The sequence below is a fragment of the Steroidobacter sp. genome (assembly GCF_036406195.1).
Lineage (GTDB): Bacteria > Pseudomonadota > Gammaproteobacteria > Steroidobacterales > Steroidobacteraceae > Steroidobacter.
Genome location: NZ_DASWVW010000022.1, coordinates 13,044 through 32,153, shown reverse-complemented (window position 1 = coordinate 32,153; position 19,110 = coordinate 13,044). Strand labels below are relative to the sequence as shown.

Here is a 19,110-nt window from a genome sequence, read left to right as displayed (position 1 = left end):
ATCCGCATCCATCGTGGCTAAATCTTGATCTTGCCCAGCCAGATATCGCGGTACATCACCCAATCGCCGACAAAGCTGTACAGGGGCCGCCGAAAGCTTGCGGGCTTGTTCTTTTCGAAGCCGAAGTGGCCGACCCAGGCGCAGCCATAGCCACACAGCAGGCCGACCAGCAGCCAATAAAAATTGCCGGTGGCCAGCAGCAAACCGAGACACACCAGAGCCAGCGTCGAGCCGATGAAATGCAGGCGCCGGCAAGTGCGGTTGCTGTGCTCGGCCAGATAGAAGGGATAAAATTCCACGAAGCTCTGGAACGATCTCGGGTCGGCCGCAGTCGCAGGCTGGGTGTCCATGCTTGCTTTCTCCCACAAACGCAACTGGATTCGCATACCTTGCGCCAGCGCGCGTCAAACAGCAATGGCCCGCGCCTGCACCCACTGAACGCTGAGCGACTTCGACCACATCCCCGACGTCCGCGATGGCCTGACGCGCAAGGAACGCATCGTGCTGTACGTTCTGCACAAAACGCAGCAGGAGCGCGGCGGCCACAACGTGCCCACGCCCATGCTGTGGGGCCGGGTCTGCGAATATTTCTATATCAGCCCGGAAGAGCTTTCCAGGATGCTGGCTCGCCTCGGCGCCCGGAAGGATTGAGCTTCCCGTCTCGAACCCTGCGCTAACTCATCTACACATGCGCCTGAGCGCGTCTTGGCGGCCAAAACGCCCGATAAGACGGCAATTCGCAACACCACGCCCGCTATAGGCTCCGCCTGCTCGCCTTCGGTCGAGCGGCCTCCGTGAACTGGAGTTTACAAACTGTAGCCTATGGTTTACGATGAATCCGCGTTTCGAGATCTTCCGTTCCGCGACGTTCGATCAGTGGCTGAGCGGTTTGCGAAACAGGCAAGCGCGTACCCGGGTGCATGCCCGGATCGATCGGTTGAGGAGCGGCAACTCGGGCGACGCGCGATCCGTGGGCGACGGCGTGAGTGAGCTGCGCATCGATCACGGGCCCGGATACCGCGTGTACTTCATGCGGCGCGGTGTGGATGCTGTCGTTCTGCTGTGTGGCGGAGACAAGCGTACGCAGCCCCGGGATATCGAGCGAGCGATGACCATTGCTCAAGACTGGCGAGGTTGATCATGGCTACCAAGAGCAAGAAACGAGTCAAAGAAACATTCGCGCCCTACGATACGGCCGACTATCTCAAGACGGACGAAGACATGGTCGCCTACCTCGAAGCCTGCATGGAAGAAGCCGGCGACGATCCGGCGTTCATCGCCGACGCACTCGGCACCATCGCCCGCGCCCGCGGCATGACTCAGCTCGCTGTGGAAACCGGACTGACGCGTGAAGGGCTATACAAGGCTCTCAACAAGGACGCCAATCCCAGCTTCGGCACCATTCTCAAAGTGATGCGCGCGCTCGGGCTGAAATTCGTTCCTCGTATTGCCTGAAATCAACTGGCGTTGACCTCGGCTGCAATTTCATACGAGCGCAGCCGAGCGGCGTGATCGTAGATCATGGCCGCGACGATGATCTCGTCCGCGCCACTGCGCTCGGCGAAAGCTTTCAGCTCACGACGCACGGTGTCTGGAGATCCGATCGCCGAGCACGCCAGCACCTCGTCGAGAATCGAGCGGTCGTGCGGATGCAGGTTCTCGTAGTAACCGGGCACCGGCGGTGGCAACTTCTTCGGTGTGCCGGAGCGCAGATTCACGAACGCCTGCTGCATGGACGTCACGAGCAGCTTCGCTTCCTCGTCCGTGTTGGCCGCGAACACATTGAAGCCCGCCATCGTGTAGGGCTTGTCGAGATAGGGGGAAGGCTTGAACCGCGCGCGATAGATCTCGAAAGCGTGCATCAACTGCGCCGGCGCGAAATGCGATGCGAACGCGAATGGCAAGCCCAACGCCGCGGCAACCTGTGCGCCGAACAGACTGGAGCCAAGGATCCAGATGGGAACATTGAGCCCCTGCCCCGGCACGGCCTGCACGCGCTGCCCTTCCTGCGCGGGACCGAAATAGGCCAATAGCTCCAGCACGTCCTGCGGGAATGCCTCGGGATCGGAATTGAGCGTACGACGTAACGCACGCGCCGTCGCTTGATCCGATCCTGGCGCGCGTCCGAGTCCCAAATCGATGCGCCCCGGGAACAACGATTCCAGAGTGCCGAACTGCTCGGCAACGACCAGCGGCGCATGATTCGGCAGCATGATGCCACCGGCACCAACGCGAATGGTCGACGTGCCGGCCGCGACGTGGCCGATGACCACCGCGGTTGCCGCGCTGGCAATGCCTGGCATGCTGTGATGCTCGGCGAGCCAGAACCGCCGGTAACCCCAGCGCTCCGCGTGCTGCGCGAGGTCGAGCGAATTACGCAAAGATTGGGCGGCGTCGCCGCCGACCGGGATGGGTGACAGGTCGAGCACGGATAGCATTGCCATGGCGGCAGAATACTTGAGTCCCGCCCGGCGGATTCAAGCTATGCAGGAACAACAGAAGTTCGCGACCGCGGCGCGGCGCCAAAAAAGCCCGCCTCGGGGCGGGCTGGAGCGTTGGGTCGTAGCAAATCGACTACTCTCCCCGCTCTCTTCGCTGCGCGCGGTCCGATGGATGTATCGATCTGCCCGCCGCGGTCAATTCGTAGTCAGCGCCTGCCGCAAATCGGCGACCAGGTCTTCGGCATCCTCGATGCCGATCGACAAGCGCATGGTGCGCTCCGTAACCGCCGCCCACCGCTGTTCGTCCGCGCTGAGATCGCGAGGCATCATCAATTGGCCCGGCAGCACCAATGATTCCGTAGAGCCGACGCTGGCGGATATAGCAAACAACTTCAGCGCATTCGCAAAGCTTGCCGGTGCCACGCCCTGTTCCTTCAGCTCGACCGAGACGACGGTCCCAGCATCGTGCATCTGCCGCTGCGCCAAATGATACTGAGGATGCGTGCTCAAGCCTGGATACGTGACGCTCGCCACCTGCGGATGAGTTTCCAAAAAGCGCGCAACGTGCAATGCATTCGCGCATTGCCGCTCGTATCGGAGCGCATATGTCTTCAAGCCGCGCTGGATCAGGAACGCCGCGTGCGGGTCCAGCGTTGCACCGATGACGATGAAGTCAGTGCGCATCTTCTCGATGATATCGCGGCGAGCGATGACCGCACCGCCCATGACATCACCGTGACCGGAGGCATACTTGGTCAGGCTGTGCACGAACACGTCGATGTCGAACTGACCGTAGTTGTGGAACCCGGCGAAGGTGTTATCCAACACCGTCAGCGTACCGTGACGCCGGGCCGCCGCAGTGATCGCTTCGATATCGGGCACTTTGAGCACCGGATTGGTCGGTGACTCGAATATCACCAAGCGGGTTGGCGTGCTCGCCAGGGTCTGCTCGATACCTACAGTATCCTCGATCGACAGCATGGTATGAGTGACGCCGTACCGCGCCAACAGACGACGCACCATATAGCGCGTCGGCTGATACATCTCGGCAAACGAGATCACATGGTCGCCTTGTTTACACAGCGCCAGCAGTGCGAGATTCACTGCTGCGACACCGGATGCCGTGAGCAAACACCCATCGCGCCCCTGCAGTTCCGCCAGCGTCAGCCCCAGCTGCTCCAGCGTCGGGTTGGAAACGCGGGAGTACTGAAAACCCTGGCGCTGACCGCGAGACTGGCGCTCGGTCTCCGCCACATTGTCGAACGTGAACTTCACGGATTGATAGATCGGCGCCACCAGCGGCCGGTTGTCGGCGGGCACCGCGACCACGGGCGGGTGATTGACGCGAGTGGCGATCTTCATGGCGTGTCTCCGGGCTCGCGCCCGAGCAAACGAAAATCGTCGGCATCCAGGTGCGCAGGGAACTTGGCTCGAAAGCCATCGAGCGCCGCCTTATGGAGCGTGACGGTCGCGACGAATTCCTGCTCCGAGGGCTGGGTCATCGGCTGCCCCAGAAAATCGATGGCGGCACTGTCGCCGGCGTAGTTGATGCCGATGCCATCCTCGCCTACGCGATTGACCCCGATGCAATAGCTCAGGTTTTCGATGGCTCGCGCCATGAGCAACGTCTGCCACGCGTGCCGCCGCCGATCGGGCCAGTTGGCCACATACAGCAGCACATCGTAGGCCTCGCCGCCGCCGATCCGGTTGCGGCTCCAGACTGGAAATCGCAGGTCGTAACAAATCAGCGGCAGGACCTTCCAACCCTTCAGCTCGACGATCGGGCGGCGCGAGCCGGCCGAATAGTGGTCCTGCTCGTGCGCCATCCGGAACAGGTGACGTTTGTCGTAGCTCTCGTACGTGCCGTCCGGACGCATCCAGACCAGGCGATTGTAGTATTTGTCGCCCTCTTTCGTGACGATGCTGCCGGTGATGACGGCGCCAAGCCTGGCGGCCTGCTCCCGCAGCCACGCGACGGACGGCCCATCGGCGGCTTCTGCGACCGAGCTTGCTTCCATGGTGAAGCCGGTCGTGAACATCTCCGGCAGCACGATGAGATCGGTTTGACTGCCCAGCGCCGCAAAATGCTCCTGCAAGCGTCGGCGATTTGCTTCGGGGTCGTGCCAGGCGAGATCGGCCTGGACCAATGTGACATTGAGAGTGCTCATGACCCGGAAGATACGGCGCCGGAGCCCGTCTCGCCAGTGGTTAGCGGTTGGCGGTTAGTGCCTAGCCACAACAGGAGCTTGGCCCTTATTCTTCACTAGCCACCAACCACCAACCGCCAACCACTGCCCTAAAGCTTGCACAGCCGCTCGGCGGCCTCTTCCAGGGTGGAATCGTTCTTGGCGAAGCAGAACCGCAGCACGTTGAGCTTGGGCGGCGACTGATAGAACGGCGATACCGGAATCGACGCCACGCCCGCTTCGCGCAGTACCTGGTCGGCGAATTCGGCATCGCTCTGCTTGCTGATGGCGCTGAAGTCCAACAGCTGAAAGTAACTGCCAGCGGCCGGCGTCCAGCTGAAGCTGGAGTTGCGCAACAACTCCAGGAAGCGGTCGCGCTTGGCCTGATAGAACGCGGCGAGGCCGGCATTGTGATCCGGCACCTGCTTGAGGAAATCGGCAATCGCCAGCTGCAACGGATGCGCGATGCTGAACGTGTTGAACTGATGCACGCGACGAATCTCGCGAGTGATGTCCGGCGGCGCCACCGCATAGCCGATGCGCCAACCCGTCGCATGCATGGTCTTGCCGAACGAGAACACAGCCACGCCGCGCTCATATAACTCGGGATGCTCGACGATGCTGGCGTGGCGCGCACCGTCATAGATCATGTGCTCGTACACTTCATCGGAGATCACCATTGCCTCGGTGGGCCGGATGATCTCGGCCAGGATGTCCAGCTCTTTCGCCGGAATCACTGTCGTAATCGGGTTGTGCGGCGTGTTGATCATCACCAGCCGCGTGCGCGGCGAAATCGCGGCGCGCACACGATCCCAATCGATCTGAAACTTGGGCGGATCGAGCGGGATGTGAATGGGTCGCCCGCCCGCCGAGATCACCGCCGGCGCATAGGAGTCATAGGAGGGATCGAACAGGATCACCTCATCGCCCGGATGTACGAGCGAGACAACCGCAGAAAAGATCGCCTCGGTCGCTCCGAGCGTTACCGTAATCTCCGACTCCGTGTTGAGCATGCGGCCATAGCTTGCCCCCAACTTCAGCGCGATCTGCTCGCGCAACTCGGCAACGCCGATCATGGGCGCGTACTGGTTGTGGCCCGCCGCCACGTGATAAGCGAGCAGATCCTTCAGCTTCGCCGGCACGTCGTAGTCGGGAAAACCCTGCGCCAGATTGATCGCGCCCAGCTCGCGGGCGCGATTGGTCATGACGGTGAAAATGGTGGTGCCGACATGCGGCAATTTCGAACGGATCTGCATCCCGCCCCCTCGTCGATCATCCGTCGCTCGCCTCGGCGCGAGCTGCGCGGACTATTTTGCAGCCGCGGCCATCTGCATGTCGCGCAAGCGGCGTTTTTCCTGCCGGGCCAGGAAGATACCGGCGGTGACCACGCCGATGGTCACGAGCAATACGATGATGGAGGCCAGTGCGTTGATGTCCGGGCTCACGCCCAGGCGTACCTTCGAAAAGATCACCATCGGCAGCGTGCTCGAACCCGGCCCGGAAACGAAGCTGGCGATCACCAGGTCGTCCAGCGAAATGGTGAACGCCAGCAGCCAGCCGGAGATCAGCGCCGGCGCAATGATGGGTAGCGTAATGACGAAAAACACCTTCGTGGGCCGTGCACCCAAATCCATCGCGGCTTCTTCGAGCGAGTCGTCCAGCGTCGACAGGCGCGACTGCACGATGATCGTCACGTAGGCAAGCGTGAACGTCATATGAGCGATGGTGACCGTGGTAACCCCGCGGCCGGCCGGCCAACCGAACAGTCCCTCCATCACCACGAACAACATCAGCAGCGACAAGCCCGTGATGACTTCGGGCATGACCAGAGGCGCCGTGGTCATGCCCGACAACAACGTACGCCCGCGGAATTTTCCGAAGCGCGCCAGGGCGAGCCCGGCCAGCGTGCCGAGGATGACCGCGCCCGTGGCATTGATGGCGGCGATCTTCAGCGACAGCCAGGCGGCATCGAGAATCTGAGTGTTGTTGAGCAGCCGGCCGTACCACTGCGTGGAGAAACCCGCCCACACCGTGACCAGTCGCGACTTGTTGAACGAATAGACGATGAGCGACAGGATCGGGATGTACAGAAACGCAAACCCGAACACGAGCACGGTCAAGCGGAACGTCGATGATTGTTTCATCGATGCGGCCTTATCGGTGCGCCCCGCGCGCCTCGGCGGCTTGCGAACGCTGCAACAGCACGATCGGGATCACCAGCAGGAGCAGCAGTGCGATGGCTACGGCGCATGCCGCGGGCCAGTCGCGCTTGGTGAAGAACACCTGCCACAGCACCTTGCCGATCATCAGCGAATCGGACGGCCCGAGCAGCTCCGGAATCACGAACTCGCCCACCGCCGGAATGAACACCAGCATGGAGCCCGCGACGATGCCCGGCATGGACAGCGGCAGGGTGATGGTGAGGAATGTCTTGACCGGGCGTGCGCCGAGATCGGCCGCGGCCTCGAGCAAGGTCAGGTCCATCTTCTCCAGGTTGGAGTACAGCGGCAGGATCATGAACGGCAGGTACGAGTACACGATGCCGATGTAGATGGCGAAGTCGGTCTGCAACATCACGATGGGCTCATCGATGATGCCGGTCCACATCAGGAAATTGTTGATCAGCCCGTTGTTCTTGAGGATGCCGATCCAGGCGTACACGCGCAGCAGGAACGACGTCCAGAACGGCAGGATCACCATCATCAACAGCACGTGGCGCCAGGTGGATTGCGCCCGCGCGATGGCGTAAGCCATGGGATAGCCGAGCAGCAGGCACCACACGGTGGCGATGGCCGCCACCTTGATCGAATTGAGATATGCCTTCCAGTACAGGCTGTCCTGGATCATGTTGGCGAAGGTGGCGAAGTTCAGCTTGATCTGCGCCGCGCCGCCGTCCAGCCACTGGATCAGCGGCGAGTACGGCGGAATGCCGATGCGAGCCTCGGCGAACGCGATCTTCAGGACGATGATGAACGGCACCAGGAAGAACAGCAGCAGCCAGAAGTACGGAATGGCGACGACCGCAGTCCGGCCGGTGAGGCCCCAACGCACCAGACGCGCCCTCGTCCAACGATAAGGCGGCAGGCGCTGCAGAAAATCCAGAATGAGATGAACTCCCGCGCTGTGGCGATGGCGCGAGGGCAACTCGGCCCGCGCGCTCATTCGCTCAGCACCACGGGGCTGGAAGCGTGCCAGCTCAGATACACCGTCTGATCCCAGGTGATGGAATCCTCGGCGTGACGATAGGTGTTGGGTTGCGTGATTCGCACGACCTTGCCCGAAGCGAGCTGCACCAGGTACACGGACATGTCGCCCATGTACGCGATCTCCTTGACGGTGCCCTGGACGACATTGTCGCCCTGCCTCGATCCAGCTGCCACGGCCGGACGCTCGACCGAGATGTTGATCTTCTCGGGCCGGATCGCCGCCGAAACGATCGCCTCGGGCGGCGAGCTCACGCCGTGGTCGACGTAGATCGTGCCGCCCAGCTCCGGCGAATCGATGCGCACGTGATCCGGCTCGTCCTCGATCAGGCGGCCTTCGAACATGTTCACATTGCCGATGAACTCGGCGACGAACTTGCTGTTGGGATATTCGTAGATGTCCTTGGGCGTGCCGACCTGGACGATCTCGCCCGCATTCATCACGCCGATGCGCGTCGACAGCGTCATGGCTTCTTCCTGGTCGTGGGTCACGACCACGAACGTCACGCCGAGCTGCTCCTGCAGGTTCACCAGCTCGAATTGCGTGTGCTCGCGCAGCTTCTTGTCCAGCGCGCCGAGCGGCTCATCGAGCAGCAGCAGCTTGGGACGCTTCACCAGCGAGCGCGCCAGCGCCACACGCTGACGTTGGCCGCCAGAGAGCTGATGCGGCTTGCGCTTCGCGAATTGCGACAAACGCACGAGCTTGAGCATGTCATCGACACGCGCGCGGATCTCATCCTTCGACACGCCGTCCTGCCTCAGGCCGAACGCAACATTCTGTTCCACCGTCATGTGCGGAAATAGCGCATACGACTGGAACATCATGTTCACCGGCCGGTCGTATGGCGGGATGTTGGTCATGTCCACGCCGTCGATGAAGAGCTTGCCGCTGGTCGGCTCCTCGAAGCCGGCCAACATGCGCAGCAGTGTGGTCTTGCCGCAGCCGGAGCCGCCGAGCAGGCAGAACAGCTCCTTCTTGTAGATCTTCAGCGAGACGTTGTTGACCGCGATGAAGTCGCCGAACTTCTTGGTGACACGGTCGATGTGCACGTACGGAACAGCTTGCGGATCGGTCCAGACCGCAAGCTGTTCCTGGGGCCGCGAATTCGTGGCCATTGCGAGGCGGCGTGCTTACTGGCCGGTGGTGAACTTCTGCCACAGGCGCGACATGAGCGCGGTGGCCTGCTCGTCGTAAGCCAGCGACGGGAACAGCTTGGCCTTCACTTCCGGCGTCGGATAGACGCCCGGGTCGTTCCTCACTGCCTCGTCCACCAGCTCGAACGCGGCCGCGTTGGCGTTGGCGTAATTGACGTAGTTGGAGTTGTTGGCGGCGACCTGCGGATCCATCAGGTAGTTGATGAAGGCATGCGCGTTCTTCGGATGCTTGGCATCGGCCGGGATGGCTAGCATGTCGAACCACACGACCGTGCCTTCCTTCGGAATGGAGTAGGCCACTTTCACGCCCTGCCCGGCCTCTTCGGCGCGGTCACGCGCCTGCAGGATGTCGCCGCTCCAGCCGATGGCCACGCACAGCTCGCCGTTGGCCAGGTCGTCGATGTACTGCGACGAGTGGATCTTGCGGATGTAAGGACGGATCAGCTGCAGCTTCTCGGCCGCGGCGGTCAGGTCCTCCTCCTTCTGGCTGTTGGGATCTCGCCCCATCCACTGCAGCACCAGCTTCAGGATCTCGTCCGGAGCGTCCAGCACGGACACGCCGCACTCCTTGAATTTGGCGATCTGCTTGGGATCGAAGATCTGGTCCAGGGAATCCAGCGGCGTGTCGCCCAGGATCTTCTTGACCTTGTCGACGTTGTAGCCGATGCCGGTGGTGCCCCACAGGTAGGTCACCGAATGCTCGTTGCCCGGGTCGTGCAGGGCGACGCGCTGCTGGATGTCCGGGTCCATGTTGACCAGGTTCGGCAGCTGGCTCTTGTCCAGCTTCTGGAACACGCCGGCCTTGATCTGGCGCTCCAGGAACGAGGCCGACGGCACCACCACGTCGAAGCCGGAATTGCCGGCCAGCAGGCGGGTCTCGAGCATGTCGTTGGAGTCGAAGACGTCGTAGGTGACCTTGATGCCGGTCTGCGCTTCGAAGTTCTGGATGGTGTCCTCGGCGATGTAGTCCGACCAGTTGTACACGTGGAGGATCTTCTCCTCCTGGCCGGCGGCGCCGGGGGCCTGACCCTGCTGGGCTTCTTCTTTCTTGCCGCAGGCCGTGATTAGCAGCGCCATCGAGGCAACCGCGAGACCTCCGCGCACTGAACTGCTCAACGACCTACTCATCAGGCTCTCTCCCCGCAATGTTGATGTACCGACGTGCGTGCCACCGCACAGCCTATCGGCGGTGCCGAAAGCGTAACGCAGAAAGCGGGGCCGGGCTATAACCGCGGCAAGAGAAATGTTCTTCGGAACATTGACTTGGCAAGCTCCGCGCAGCGCACGGGTGGTTGCCGTTAGAGCTTGCCCTGGCGGTGCAGCTGCTGCTGGGTCTGATCCAATGCGAGGCGCGCCTTGTCGACGAGCTCGTCGATCTGCGCATGCGTAATGACCAGAGGCGGCGCAATGATCATGGTGTCGCGCACCGCCCGCATCACCAGGCCATTGGCGATGCACAGATCCCGGCACAGCAAGCCCACTTCACCGGGATCGGGGAAGGTCTGACGCTTGCCTTTGTCTTTCACCAGCTCGAGCGCGCCGATCAAGCCGATGATGCGCGCCTCGCCCACCAGCGGATGAGACGCCAACTCCTGCCAGCGCCGCTGCAGGTACGGACCGACATCATCCCGAACGCGCTCGACGATGCCCTCGTCCCGCAGGATGTTGACGGCGGCACACGCAACGGCGCACGCCACGGGATGGCCCGAGTAGGTGAAGCCGTGATGAAACTCGCCCGCCTTGTCGGTCATGACGGCGGCGACCCGGTCGCCCACCATCACCCCGCCAATGGGCAGGTAGCCCGACGAAAGGCCCTTGGCGATGGGCATCAGATCGGGGCGAATGCCGAAATACTCGGAGCCGAACCAGCGGCCGGTGCGGCCGAAGCCGCAGATCACTTCGTCGGCCACCAGCAGGATGCCGTACTCATCGACGATGCGCTGGATCTCCGGCCAGTAGGTTGCTGGCGGAATGATCACTCCACCGGCGCCCTGAATCGGCTCGCCGATGAACGCCGCGACCTTCTCCGGACCGATCTGCAGGATCTTCTCCTCCAGCGCCCGCGCCGCCACCAGGCCGAACTCCTCCGGCGACAGCTCGCCGCCTTCGCCAAACCAGTAGGGCTGGCGAATGTGGACGATGCCGGGAATGGGCAAGCCGCCCTGCTCGTGCATGGGCTTCATGCCGCCCAGGCTGGCACCCGCCATGGTGCTGCCGTGATACGCGTTGTGCCGGCTGATGATCACCGTGCGTTGCGGCTGGCCCAGCACGTTCCAGTAGTGACGCACGGTGCGCACCACCGTGTCGTTCGCTTCCGAGCCCGAACCGGTGAAGAACACATGATTGAACTGCGGCGGCGTGACTTCGGACAGCAGGCGCGCCAGCTCGATTGCCGGCGGATGAGCCACCTGGAAGAAGCTGTTGTAGTACGGCAGCTGCTGCATCTGGTTGAAGGCAGCTTCGGCCAGCTCGCGGCGGCCATAGCCCAGGTTCACGCACCACAAGCCGGACATGCCATCGAGAATCCGACGGCCGTCCGCTTCATATAGGTACACGCCCTCGGCGCGGGTAATGACCCGCGTGCCCTTCTTGCTCAGCGCCGCATGGTCCGTAAATGGATGGATGTAGTGGGCTGCATCGAGCGCCTGCCATTCGGCGGTGCTGCGCTCGGGGATCGAGGACACCATGATTGCGGATGGATACTCTGAATGAATTTATCTGAAACGACGAAAGTAACTCATAAAGCCTTACACGTTGAGCAGCAGGTGCTCGCGCTCCCAGGAGCTGATCACCTGCAGGAAGGTTTCATATTCGTTCTCTTTCACGGCCGCATAGGCGATGACGAAACGCTCACCGAGGATGTCGATCAGCGGCCGGCAGTCACGCAGCAGCCGCAGCGAATCTTCGATGTTGCGGGGTAGAGAGAACGGCAAGTCATACGCGCTGCCGGTGATGGGCTCGCTCGGCTTGAGTCCTTCGACCATGCCGAGATAGCCGCACGCCAGCGAAGCGGCGATGGCCAGATAGGGATTGGCGTCGGCACCGGCGATCCGGTTTTCGACGCGGCGGTTCTTGGGATTCGACACCGGCACACGTAGTCCGGCGGTGCGGTTGTCATAACCCCATTGTGTATTGATCGGTGCGGAATAGTGCCGCGTGATGCGCCGGTAGGAATTCACGTTCGGCGCAAACAGCGACATGGCGGCCGGCAGATACTTCTGCAGACCGGCGATATGCGAGAAGAACAACGGCGAAGGCCGGCCCTCGGCGTCGCTGAAGATGTTGTTGCCGGTGCGTCGGTCGATGATGCTCTGGTGGATGTGCATGGCGCTGCCGGGCTCGCGCGCCATCGGCTTGGCCATGAACGTCGCATACATCTTGTGGCGCAGCGCTGCTTCACGCGCCGTGCGCTTGAACAGGAACACCTGGTCCGCCAACGACAGCGCATTGCCGTGCAGGAGATTGATCTCCATCTGCGCCGCGCCGTCTTCGTGAATCAGCGTGTCGATCTCGATGTCCTGCGCCTCGCAGAAGGCGTACATGTCGTCGAACAGCGGATCGAACTCGTTCACCGCGGCGATCGAATATGACTGGCGGCCGATCTCGGGCCGGCCCGAGCGGCCGATCGGCGGTTTCAAGGGGTAGTCCGAGTCGGTGTTCGGCTCGATCAAATAAAACTCCAGCTCGGGCGCGACCACCGGCTCCCAGCCGTGCTGCGCATACAGCTCCAGCACGTGCTGAAGCACATAGCGCGGCGCCATGGTCACGGGCCGGCCATCGGAATAAAAGCTGTCGTGGATCACCTGCGCGGTGGGCTCGGCGGCCCAGGGCACGACGCGGATGGAATTGGCATCGGCCTTCATCACCACATCGATCTCCGAAGGACTGATGGCGCGCTCATCGTCGGGATACTCGCCCGTGACGGTCTGCAGAAAGATGCTCTCGGGCAGGCGCATGCCTTCTTCTTCGGCGAACTTCGCCGCGGGCATCACCTTCCCGCGCGGCACGCCGGCCATGTCGGGGATGATGGCCTCGCACTCCGAGATGCCGTGTTCTTTGAAGAATTGTTGAATGGTGCTCATACGAATTACCTGTTCTTGGCCGAGCGCTGTCGCGCTCGCTCGCGTGCGGCTTCGCCAAAGGCGGCGAACAGCGCGCGCGACAAAGCGTTGTCCTGAAATTTCCACTCGGGGTGCCACTGCAACCCGAGCGCGAACGACGGTGCGTCCGCCACTCGAAATGCCTCGATCACTCCGTCCGGAGCGCGCGCCTCGACCACGAGACCGGGCCCCAGGGTCTGCACTCCTTGAGAGTGCAATGAATTCACTTTCACTCGCCGCTCGCCCGACAGCCGCGCCAGCAAACCGTCCGGCTCCAGCTCGATGTCGTGCGCCGGTGCGTATTGCTCGTCGAGCGGCGCCTCGGTGTCCTCGCGGTGATTCTGGTAGCCCGGCACTTCGTGCAGCTTCTGCCAGAGCGTGCCGCCGAACGCGACGTTCATCTCCTGAAAGCCGCGGCAGATCGCCAGCAGCGGCAGTCCGTTGGCGATGACCTGCGGGATCATCGGCAGCGTGGTCGCATCCCGCCACGGATCGTGCAATGTGCCCGGATCGCTGGCGGAGCCACCGTAGTGATGCGGCGCCACGTTCGAAGGACTGCCCGTCAGCAGGATGCCGTCGAAATCCGCGAGCAGCTCACGCGCTTCCAATCCGTCTCCGAGCGATGGGATCAGAACAGGCACCGCCTGAGCGCCTTCCGCCACCGCGGCGATATATTTCTCGCCGACGCAGTGGAAGTAATGGTGGCCCAACAGACGCCTGTCCGCCGGAATACCGATGAGAGGCCTGCGTGTAGACACGTTTAAGATCTTTAACAACCGGTGGGATCACCGGCGGGGTTGTAGGCTGTCATTTAAGCACAACCGCGGCCCGGCCGCTCGTCCGGTGATGGATGATGGGGGCGAAAATCAGCTATTTCAACGGGTTATATTCGCATGTATACCGCCAGCCCCCTTGCCGCGGCCAGCGGCCAGTCGTTATCCTCGCTGCCGCGCGGGCCTGTCGGTAACTTGCCCGACGACTCCAAATCTTAAACAGGTAACCCCCTATGGCGGTCACTGACCCCGCTGTGCAGCTGACCGCCTTCCGGCAGCGCCACCCGCAAACGCGCTTTGTCGATGTGCTTTTGGCGGATTTGTTCGGAATCCCTCGTGGCAAGCGCGTGACTATCGACGAGCTTCCGCATCTCTCGCAAGGCAGCTTTTTGTTGCCGGGCTCGATGTTCGCGCTCGATGTGCTCGGCGGCACGATTCAGGAAACCGGGCTGGGATTTGACGAAGGCGATGCGGATCGCCGCTGTCTGCCGATCGACGGCACCTTGGTGCCGGTGCCCTGGCGCGAAGGCGAGGGCGTCGCGCAGGTGCAGGTATCGATGATCGATCACGATGGCTCGCCTTTTTACGGCGACCCGAGGCATGTGCTGGCCAATGTATTGAAACGCTTCAGCGCACTCGGCCTGACGCCGGTGATCGCCGTCGAGCTGGAGTTCTATCTGCTCGATCCGGAACGTACCGTCGATGGCCGGGCACAACCGCCGCGCCTGCCTCAAACCGGCCGGCGCGAATACCAGACCCAGATCAACTCGATGCTGGATCTGAACGAATACTCGGCGGTGCTCGCCGAGATCTCTTCTGCGTGCGAAGCGCAGGAGATTCCCTCCGGGACAGCCCTCGCCGAATACGGCCCCGGCCAGTTCGAAGTAAATCTACTGCACTCGACGGATGCGCTCGCGGCGTGCGATCAGGCAATTCGCTTCAAGCGGCTGGTGCGAGGCGTCGCCGCTCGCCACGGCATGGAAGCGACGTTCATGCCAAAGCCGTACATGGACATGGCAGGCAGCGGAGCACACCTCCACGTCAGCATGCTCGACCAACAAGGTCGAAACATTTTCGCCCACGATGATGCGGCCGGCAGCCCGTTGCTGAAGCACGCCATCGGCGGGCTGGCCGCGACCATGGCCGACGCCATGCTGATCTTCGCGCCGACCATCAATTCATATCGTCGCTATCGATCCGAAGCTTACGTACCGCTCAACCCGAGCTGGGCCGTGAACAATCGCGGCGTCGCCCTGCGGATTCCCGCGAGCACGCCGGAGAACCGCAGGATCGAACACCGAGTGGCGGGCGCCGACGCCAATCCCTATCTGCTGACGGCAGCCGTGCTCGCCGGCATTCACCACGGCCTGCAACATCGCCTGGACCCTGGTGCCCCCGTCACGGGCAACGCCTATCGCGATGCTCCCACGACGCTACCGATCACCTGGCCCGAAGCCGCACTGAAATTCGAAGCCAGCGCCCTGATGCGCGAGTACCTCGGCGAGAAATTCCATCACTTGTTCGTTACGACCCGCCGCGGCGAACTGCAAGCCTTCGAGTCGCACGTGAGTCCGCTGGAATATGCGTGGTACGCGCGCACATGCTGAACCATCGGCCCAGCTCCGCCGCGTCTGTCTTCTTACAAAGTGGAAGAAACCAACAATCAAGTTTCCTCCCGTGTATGGAAGACGCAGAGTTGCGCAAAACCGAAGGCCACAATAGTTTCCGGCCTGTGGATCGGCTTCGCAGCGGGCCAGCTTTCTGGAGCTTCATTTGACGAACGACACCAAGCACGCGCTCTCCTATTACGCAGCGTCGGCCAACCCCGCGCCCGAACATCCGGCCTTGCGCGGCGACATCGCTGCCGACGTTTGCGTCATCGGCGGCGGCATCGCCGGCTGCTCGACAGCGCTGGAGCTCGCCGAGCGCGGCTACAAAGTGGTGCTGCTCGAAGGACGCCGCATCGGCTGGGGTGCATCCGGCCGCAGCGGCGGCCAGGCCATCGGCGGTTTTGCGAGCGGTCAGAGCAAGCTGGTGAGCCAGGTCGGCATCGAGAACGCCAAACGCATGTGGGACATCTCGCTGGAAGGATTGCAGCTGATCCGCGACCGCGTGGCGAAACACAACATCGATTGCGATCTGCACTGGGGTCAGATGCACGTCGCGATCAAGCCCCGGCAGCGCGCCATGCTGCAGGAGGAACAGCACGAGGCCGAGCGAACCTATGGCTATCGTCAGCTGAAGTTCCTGGAACGCGAACAGGTCGAGTCATTGCTGGAGACCAAGCGCTACATCGCCGGCCTGTACGACAGCGGCAGTGGCCACTTGCATCCGCTGAACTACACGCTCGGCATGGCCGCTGCCGCGAGCGCTGCGGGCGTGACCATCTACGAACATTCGCTGGTCACGGATATCAACTACAACCAACCTGCGGTTGTGACTACGGCCCACGGCAGAGTGCAGGCGAAGTTCGTCGTGCTGTGCTGTAACGCCTATATGAACAGGCTCGTCCCCGCATTGCGCTCGCGCATCATGCCGGTCGGGACATACATCGTCGCGACCGAATCGCTCGGCGAGCAACGCATGCAGCGCCTGATCCGCGAGAACATCGCGGTCACCGACGTGAACTTCGTGCTCGACTACTTCCGCCGCTCGGCGGACCACCGCCTGCTGTTCGGCGGCCGCGTGAGCTATTCCGGGCTGGACCCATTCAATACCGCCAATGCAACGCGCAAGCGAATGTTGAATGTATTCCCTCAATTGTCCGACGTGCGCATCGAGTACGCATGGGGAGGTTATGTTGACATCACCATGAGCCGTGCGCCGGACTTCGGGCGTCTCGCGCCACATATCTACTATCTGCAGGGTTTCTCCGGTCACGGCATCGCGCTCACCGGCATCGCCGGGCGCCTGGCCGCCGAGGCCATCGCGGGCCAGGCTGAACGTTTCGATCTGTTCACGCGGCTGAAACATAGGAATTTTCCCGGTGGCGAGCTGCTGCGCACCCCTGCCCTGGTCCTCGCCATGCTCTGGTACCGCGCCAGAGATCTGCTGTAGCCCCGCTGGAACTTCCGTCCTCTACAGGCATTGGAAGTAAGCGCTCGGCACGTCTGCGGCCGAGACTACATCTACAGTGCGGACCCGTTCACGACTGACGCGACGGCTGCAATTGCGCCAATGAAACAGGGGCAGGGGATGGAGACACCTTCGGCAGCCACGCCCGAGGCTGGCACCGAGGTCGCCGCGCCCGCCGAAATCCTCAAGCCAACCGCCAGCATTCTGCTCATCGACGATCAGCCAGCCCGGCTGCTCACCTACGAAGCGATTCTCTCCACGCTCGATGTCGAATGCGTGCGCGCGTTGTCCGGCAGAGAAGCGCTCAAGCAACTGCTCGTCAAGGACTTCGCCCTCATCCTGCTGGATGTGAACATGCCCGAGATGGACGGGTTCGAAACGGCGCGCCTGATTCGCGAGCATCCGCGTTGGGAGCGCACGCCCATCATCTTCGTCACCGGGATCAATATCTCCGGTCTCGATGAGCTCAAGGGGTACGAGGTCGGCGCCATCGACTACATTTCCGTGCCGGTGGTGCCGGAGATCCTCCGCTCCAAGGTCAAGGTGCTGGTGGACCTGCACGAAAGGCACTGTCGTCTCGAAACGCTGAACAGCTCGCTGACCCGTGCACGGACGGAGCAGGACGCACGCTACGCAACCGCCATGGCGGAACGCGATGCCCAACTGCGAGCCATCTTCGAACATCCGACCGATCTGATCGCGGTGTTTCAAGTCGTAAGGGATGTGCACGGCGCGATCATCGATTGGCAGTATCGCGACGCCAACACCAATACGCTGCAGCTGCTCAGATATACGCGAAGCGAGCTGCTGGGCCGGCGCATCACGCAAGTCTTCGAGCCGGAACACGCACAGGGCGTCATCGCCCAATGCACGAGCGTGCTCGAATCGCGGCAGGTCGTCCGTTATGAGGCGCGGTTCGGCGACAAAGTCTTCTTCGTCACCCTGTTTCCGATGGGGCCCGACTGCGTCGTCAGCTCCGCCACCAACATCACCGAACGCAAGCGCGCCGAAGCAGAGTTGAGTCGCAGTCACGAACTGGCGAAGGAAAGCGAGGCACGGTTGCGCGAAGCGAACGAGCGCAAGGACGAGTTTCTGGCCATGCTGAGCCACGAGTTGCGCAATCCCGCCGCCGCCATCGGCAATGCAGCTCAAGCCCTGTCACGCCTGGTGCGCAAGGATCAGGAACAATCGCTGGTCGGCATCGTCGACCGGCAGATCCGCCATCTCGGTCACTTACTGGACGATCTGCTGGATGTATCGCGCATTACGCGCGGCCGGATCGAGATCGAGCCAGAACGAGTGACGCTGCAATCGTGCATCGACCTGGCTTTGGAAACCACGCAGCCGCTGCTCCAGGAAAAACAACACCGGCTCACTCTCGACACCTGGTCCGAGCCGCTCTGGGTGAACGCCGACAAAGTACGGCTCGCCCAGTGCATCGCGAACCTGCTCACCAACTCGGCCAAGTACACCGAGCCTGGCGGTGACATTCAATTGCGTTGCCTTGCTGAAACAGACGCAGCAGTGATCGAGATCACGGACACCGGGGTCGGTATGCCTCCCGAGCTCATTCCGCGCGTGTTCGAGTTGTTCGTACAAGGCGAACGTCCCTTGGACCGTTCCCAGGGAGGCCTCGGCATCGGGCTGCCGGTGTGTCGCATGCTCATGGAAATGCAAGGAGGCAGCGTCACCGCCAGCAGCCCTGGCGTCGGACAAGGTTCGACCTTCACGCTAAGCATGCCGCTTGCGAGTGCGACTGTCGATGCGGTCCCCAACCATCCGGCAGCGAGCCGCAAGTCGGCGCGCGTGCTCATTGTCGACGACAATCGCGACGCAGCCGACTCGCTTGCGCTTTTGCTACAGATCGAGGATCACGTCACGCTGACCGCCTATTCCGGCGCGGACGCGTTGACACAAGCGGCGACGTTCGAGCCGCATTTCGTGCTGCTGGATATCGGCCTGCCCGAGATGGATGGCTACGAAGTGGCGCAACGCATGAAGGCCATCGTTCCACAGGCTCGCCTGATTGCCATCACGGGCTACGGCCTGGTCGGCGACCGGAACCGCTCGGCGAGCTCGGGCTTCGAAGCGCATCTGGTCAAGCCGGTGAGTCTGACCGACATTCAAACGACATTCGCTACGCTGGTTCACTGAAGCGCCCGGAGCGCGTCAGTGCC

General features: G+C 62.4%; 18 protein-coding genes. 6 read left to right on the top strand and 12 right to left on the bottom strand.

Going from position 1 to position 19,110, the window contains the following annotated elements; translation table 11 throughout:
• Window positions 1-17: 17 nt before the first annotated feature.
• The gene (locus VGE08_RS10335; RefSeq protein WP_331067795.1) at window positions 18-350 is read right to left on the bottom strand and encodes a DUF962 domain-containing protein; all 333 of its coding nucleotides are present in this window, start codon (window positions 348-350) and stop codon (window positions 18-20) included.
• A gap of 151 nt (window positions 351-501) precedes the next feature.
• On the opposite strand from VGE08_RS10335, the gene VGE08_RS10330 reads away from it, so the two are divergent.
• The 3 genes from VGE08_RS10330 to VGE08_RS10320 all read left to right on the top strand — a co-directional run bounded on the left by VGE08_RS10330 (window position 502) and on the right by VGE08_RS10320 (window position 1,455).
• On the top strand, window positions 502-651 hold the full coding sequence (locus tag VGE08_RS10330) for a hypothetical protein (RefSeq protein ID WP_331067794.1): 150 nt from the start codon (window positions 502-504) through the stop codon (window positions 649-651).
• A 181-nt stretch (window positions 652-832) separates the two neighbouring features.
• Window positions 833-1,138 carry a type II toxin-antitoxin system RelE/ParE family toxin gene (locus VGE08_RS10325; protein ID WP_331067793.1) on the top strand — a complete coding sequence of 102 codons (306 nt, stop codon included), beginning with the start codon at window positions 833-835 and terminating at the stop codon, window positions 1,136-1,138.
• 2 nt (window positions 1,139-1,140) lie between these two features.
• A complete protein-coding gene (locus VGE08_RS10320; RefSeq protein ID WP_331067792.1) occupies window positions 1,141-1,455 on the top strand; it encodes an addiction module antidote protein in 315 nt (104 codons plus the stop codon).
• Between the two features lie 2 nt (window positions 1,456-1,457).
• Here the strand turns inward: VGE08_RS10320 and VGE08_RS10315 are convergent, their stop codons facing one another.
• From VGE08_RS10315 to VGE08_RS10265, 11 genes are all read right to left on the bottom strand, one after another.
• Window positions 1,458-2,444: an LLM class flavin-dependent oxidoreductase gene (locus VGE08_RS10315; RefSeq protein WP_331067791.1), complete on the bottom strand. Its 987-nt coding sequence runs from the start codon at window positions 2,442-2,444 to the stop codon at window positions 1,458-1,460.
• Window positions 2,445-2,636: 192 nt separating this feature from the next.
• Window positions 2,637-3,803: an aminotransferase class I/II-fold pyridoxal phosphate-dependent enzyme gene (locus VGE08_RS10310; protein WP_331067790.1), complete on the bottom strand. Its 1,167-nt coding sequence runs from the start codon at window positions 3,801-3,803 to the stop codon at window positions 2,637-2,639.
• Window positions 3,800-4,609: an amidohydrolase gene (locus tag VGE08_RS10305; RefSeq protein ID WP_331067789.1), complete on the bottom strand. Its 810-nt coding sequence runs from the start codon at window positions 4,607-4,609 to the stop codon at window positions 3,800-3,802. Before VGE08_RS10305 ends, VGE08_RS10310 begins: the two co-directional genes overlap by 4 nt.
• A gap of 128 nt (window positions 4,610-4,737) precedes the next feature.
• Window positions 4,738-5,883: a methionine aminotransferase gene (locus VGE08_RS10300; protein WP_331067788.1), complete on the bottom strand. Its 1,146-nt coding sequence runs from the start codon at window positions 5,881-5,883 to the stop codon at window positions 4,738-4,740.
• Between the two features lie 51 nt (window positions 5,884-5,934).
• On the bottom strand, window positions 5,935-6,771 hold the full coding sequence (locus tag VGE08_RS10295; protein WP_331067787.1) for an ABC transporter permease subunit: 837 nt from the start codon (window positions 6,769-6,771) through the stop codon (window positions 5,935-5,937).
• Window positions 6,772-6,781: 10 nt separating this feature from the next.
• Window positions 6,782-7,789: an ABC transporter permease subunit gene (locus tag VGE08_RS10290; protein ID WP_331067786.1), complete on the bottom strand. Its 1,008-nt coding sequence runs from the start codon at window positions 7,787-7,789 to the stop codon at window positions 6,782-6,784.
• On the bottom strand, window positions 7,786-8,946 hold the full coding sequence (locus tag VGE08_RS10285) for an ABC transporter ATP-binding protein (protein ID WP_331067785.1): 1,161 nt from the start codon (window positions 8,944-8,946) through the stop codon (window positions 7,786-7,788). The genes VGE08_RS10290 and VGE08_RS10285 overlap by 4 nt, the downstream gene beginning before the upstream one ends.
• Before the next feature lie 15 nt (window positions 8,947-8,961).
• On the bottom strand, window positions 8,962-10,062 hold the full coding sequence (locus VGE08_RS10280; protein ID WP_331067784.1) for a polyamine ABC transporter substrate-binding protein: 1,101 nt from the start codon (window positions 10,060-10,062) through the stop codon (window positions 8,962-8,964).
• Between the two features lie 221 nt (window positions 10,063-10,283).
• Complete coding sequence (locus VGE08_RS10275; RefSeq protein WP_331067783.1) at window positions 10,284-11,672, bottom strand: aspartate aminotransferase family protein; 1,389 nt, start codon at window positions 11,670-11,672, stop codon at window positions 10,284-10,286.
• A 60-nt stretch (window positions 11,673-11,732) separates the two neighbouring features.
• Entirely contained in the window at window positions 11,733-13,067 is a 1,335-nt protein-coding gene (locus VGE08_RS10270; RefSeq protein ID WP_331067782.1) for a glutamine synthetase family protein, read from the bottom strand.
• Between the two features lie 5 nt (window positions 13,068-13,072).
• On the bottom strand, window positions 13,073-13,843 hold the full coding sequence (locus VGE08_RS10265) for a gamma-glutamyl-gamma-aminobutyrate hydrolase family protein (RefSeq protein WP_331067781.1): 771 nt from the start codon (window positions 13,841-13,843) through the stop codon (window positions 13,073-13,075).
• Between the two features lie 248 nt (window positions 13,844-14,091).
• Between VGE08_RS10265 and VGE08_RS10260 the strand changes: the two genes are divergently transcribed.
• The 3 genes from VGE08_RS10260 to VGE08_RS10250 all read left to right on the top strand — a co-directional run bounded on the left by VGE08_RS10260 (window position 14,092) and on the right by VGE08_RS10250 (window position 19,087).
• A complete protein-coding gene (locus tag VGE08_RS10260) occupies window positions 14,092-15,465 on the top strand; it encodes a glutamine synthetase family protein (RefSeq protein WP_331067780.1) in 1,374 nt (457 codons plus the stop codon).
• Between the two features lie 166 nt (window positions 15,466-15,631).
• A complete protein-coding gene (locus VGE08_RS10255; RefSeq protein WP_331067779.1) occupies window positions 15,632-16,915 on the top strand; it encodes an FAD-binding oxidoreductase in 1,284 nt (427 codons plus the stop codon).
• Between the two features lie 138 nt (window positions 16,916-17,053).
• Window positions 17,054-19,087, top strand: a complete 2,034-nt coding sequence (locus tag VGE08_RS10250) for a response regulator (RefSeq protein WP_331067778.1) — start codon at window positions 17,054-17,056, stop codon at window positions 19,085-19,087.
• The last annotated feature ends 23 nt before the right edge of the window (window positions 19,088-19,110 follow it).

Coding starts and splice junctions, on each gene's coding strand:
- VGE08_RS10275 (WP_331067783.1), bottom strand. CDS start 11,672: ATGGTGTCCTCGATCCCCGAGCGCAGCACCGCCGAATGGCAGGCGCTC.
- VGE08_RS10260 (WP_331067780.1), top strand. CDS start 14,092: ATGGCGGTCACTGACCCCGCTGTGCAGCTGACCGCCTTCCGGCAGCGC.
- VGE08_RS10285 (WP_331067785.1), bottom strand. CDS start 8,946: ATGGCCACGAATTCGCGGCCCCAGGAACAGCTTGCGGTCTGGACCGAT.
- VGE08_RS10295 (WP_331067787.1), bottom strand. CDS start 6,771: ATGAAACAATCATCGACGTTCCGCTTGACCGTGCTCGTGTTCGGGTTT.
- VGE08_RS10280 (WP_331067784.1), bottom strand. CDS start 10,062: ATGGCGCTGCTAATCACGGCCTGCGGCAAGAAAGAAGAAGCCCAGCAG.
- VGE08_RS10300 (WP_331067788.1), bottom strand. CDS start 5,883: ATGCAGATCCGTTCGAAATTGCCGCATGTCGGCACCACCATTTTCACC.
- VGE08_RS10320 (WP_331067792.1), top strand. CDS start 1,141: ATGGCTACCAAGAGCAAGAAACGAGTCAAAGAAACATTCGCGCCCTAC.
- VGE08_RS10270 (WP_331067782.1), bottom strand. CDS start 13,067: ATGAGCACCATTCAACAATTCTTCAAAGAACACGGCATCTCGGAGTGC.
- VGE08_RS10305 (WP_331067789.1), bottom strand. CDS start 4,609: ATGAGCACTCTCAATGTCACATTGGTCCAGGCCGATCTCGCCTGGCAC.
- VGE08_RS10310 (WP_331067790.1), bottom strand. CDS start 3,803: ATGAAGATCGCCACTCGCGTCAATCACCCGCCCGTGGTCGCGGTGCCC.
- VGE08_RS10250 (WP_331067778.1), top strand. CDS start 17,054: ATGGAGACACCTTCGGCAGCCACGCCCGAGGCTGGCACCGAGGTCGCC.
- VGE08_RS10335 (WP_331067795.1), bottom strand. CDS start 350: ATGGACACCCAGCCTGCGACTGCGGCCGACCCGAGATCGTTCCAGAGC.
- VGE08_RS10325 (WP_331067793.1), top strand. CDS start 833: ATGAATCCGCGTTTCGAGATCTTCCGTTCCGCGACGTTCGATCAGTGG.
- VGE08_RS10315 (WP_331067791.1), bottom strand. CDS start 2,444: ATGGCAATGCTATCCGTGCTCGACCTGTCACCCATCCCGGTCGGCGGC.
- VGE08_RS10290 (WP_331067786.1), bottom strand. CDS start 7,789: ATGAGCGCGCGGGCCGAGTTGCCCTCGCGCCATCGCCACAGCGCGGGA.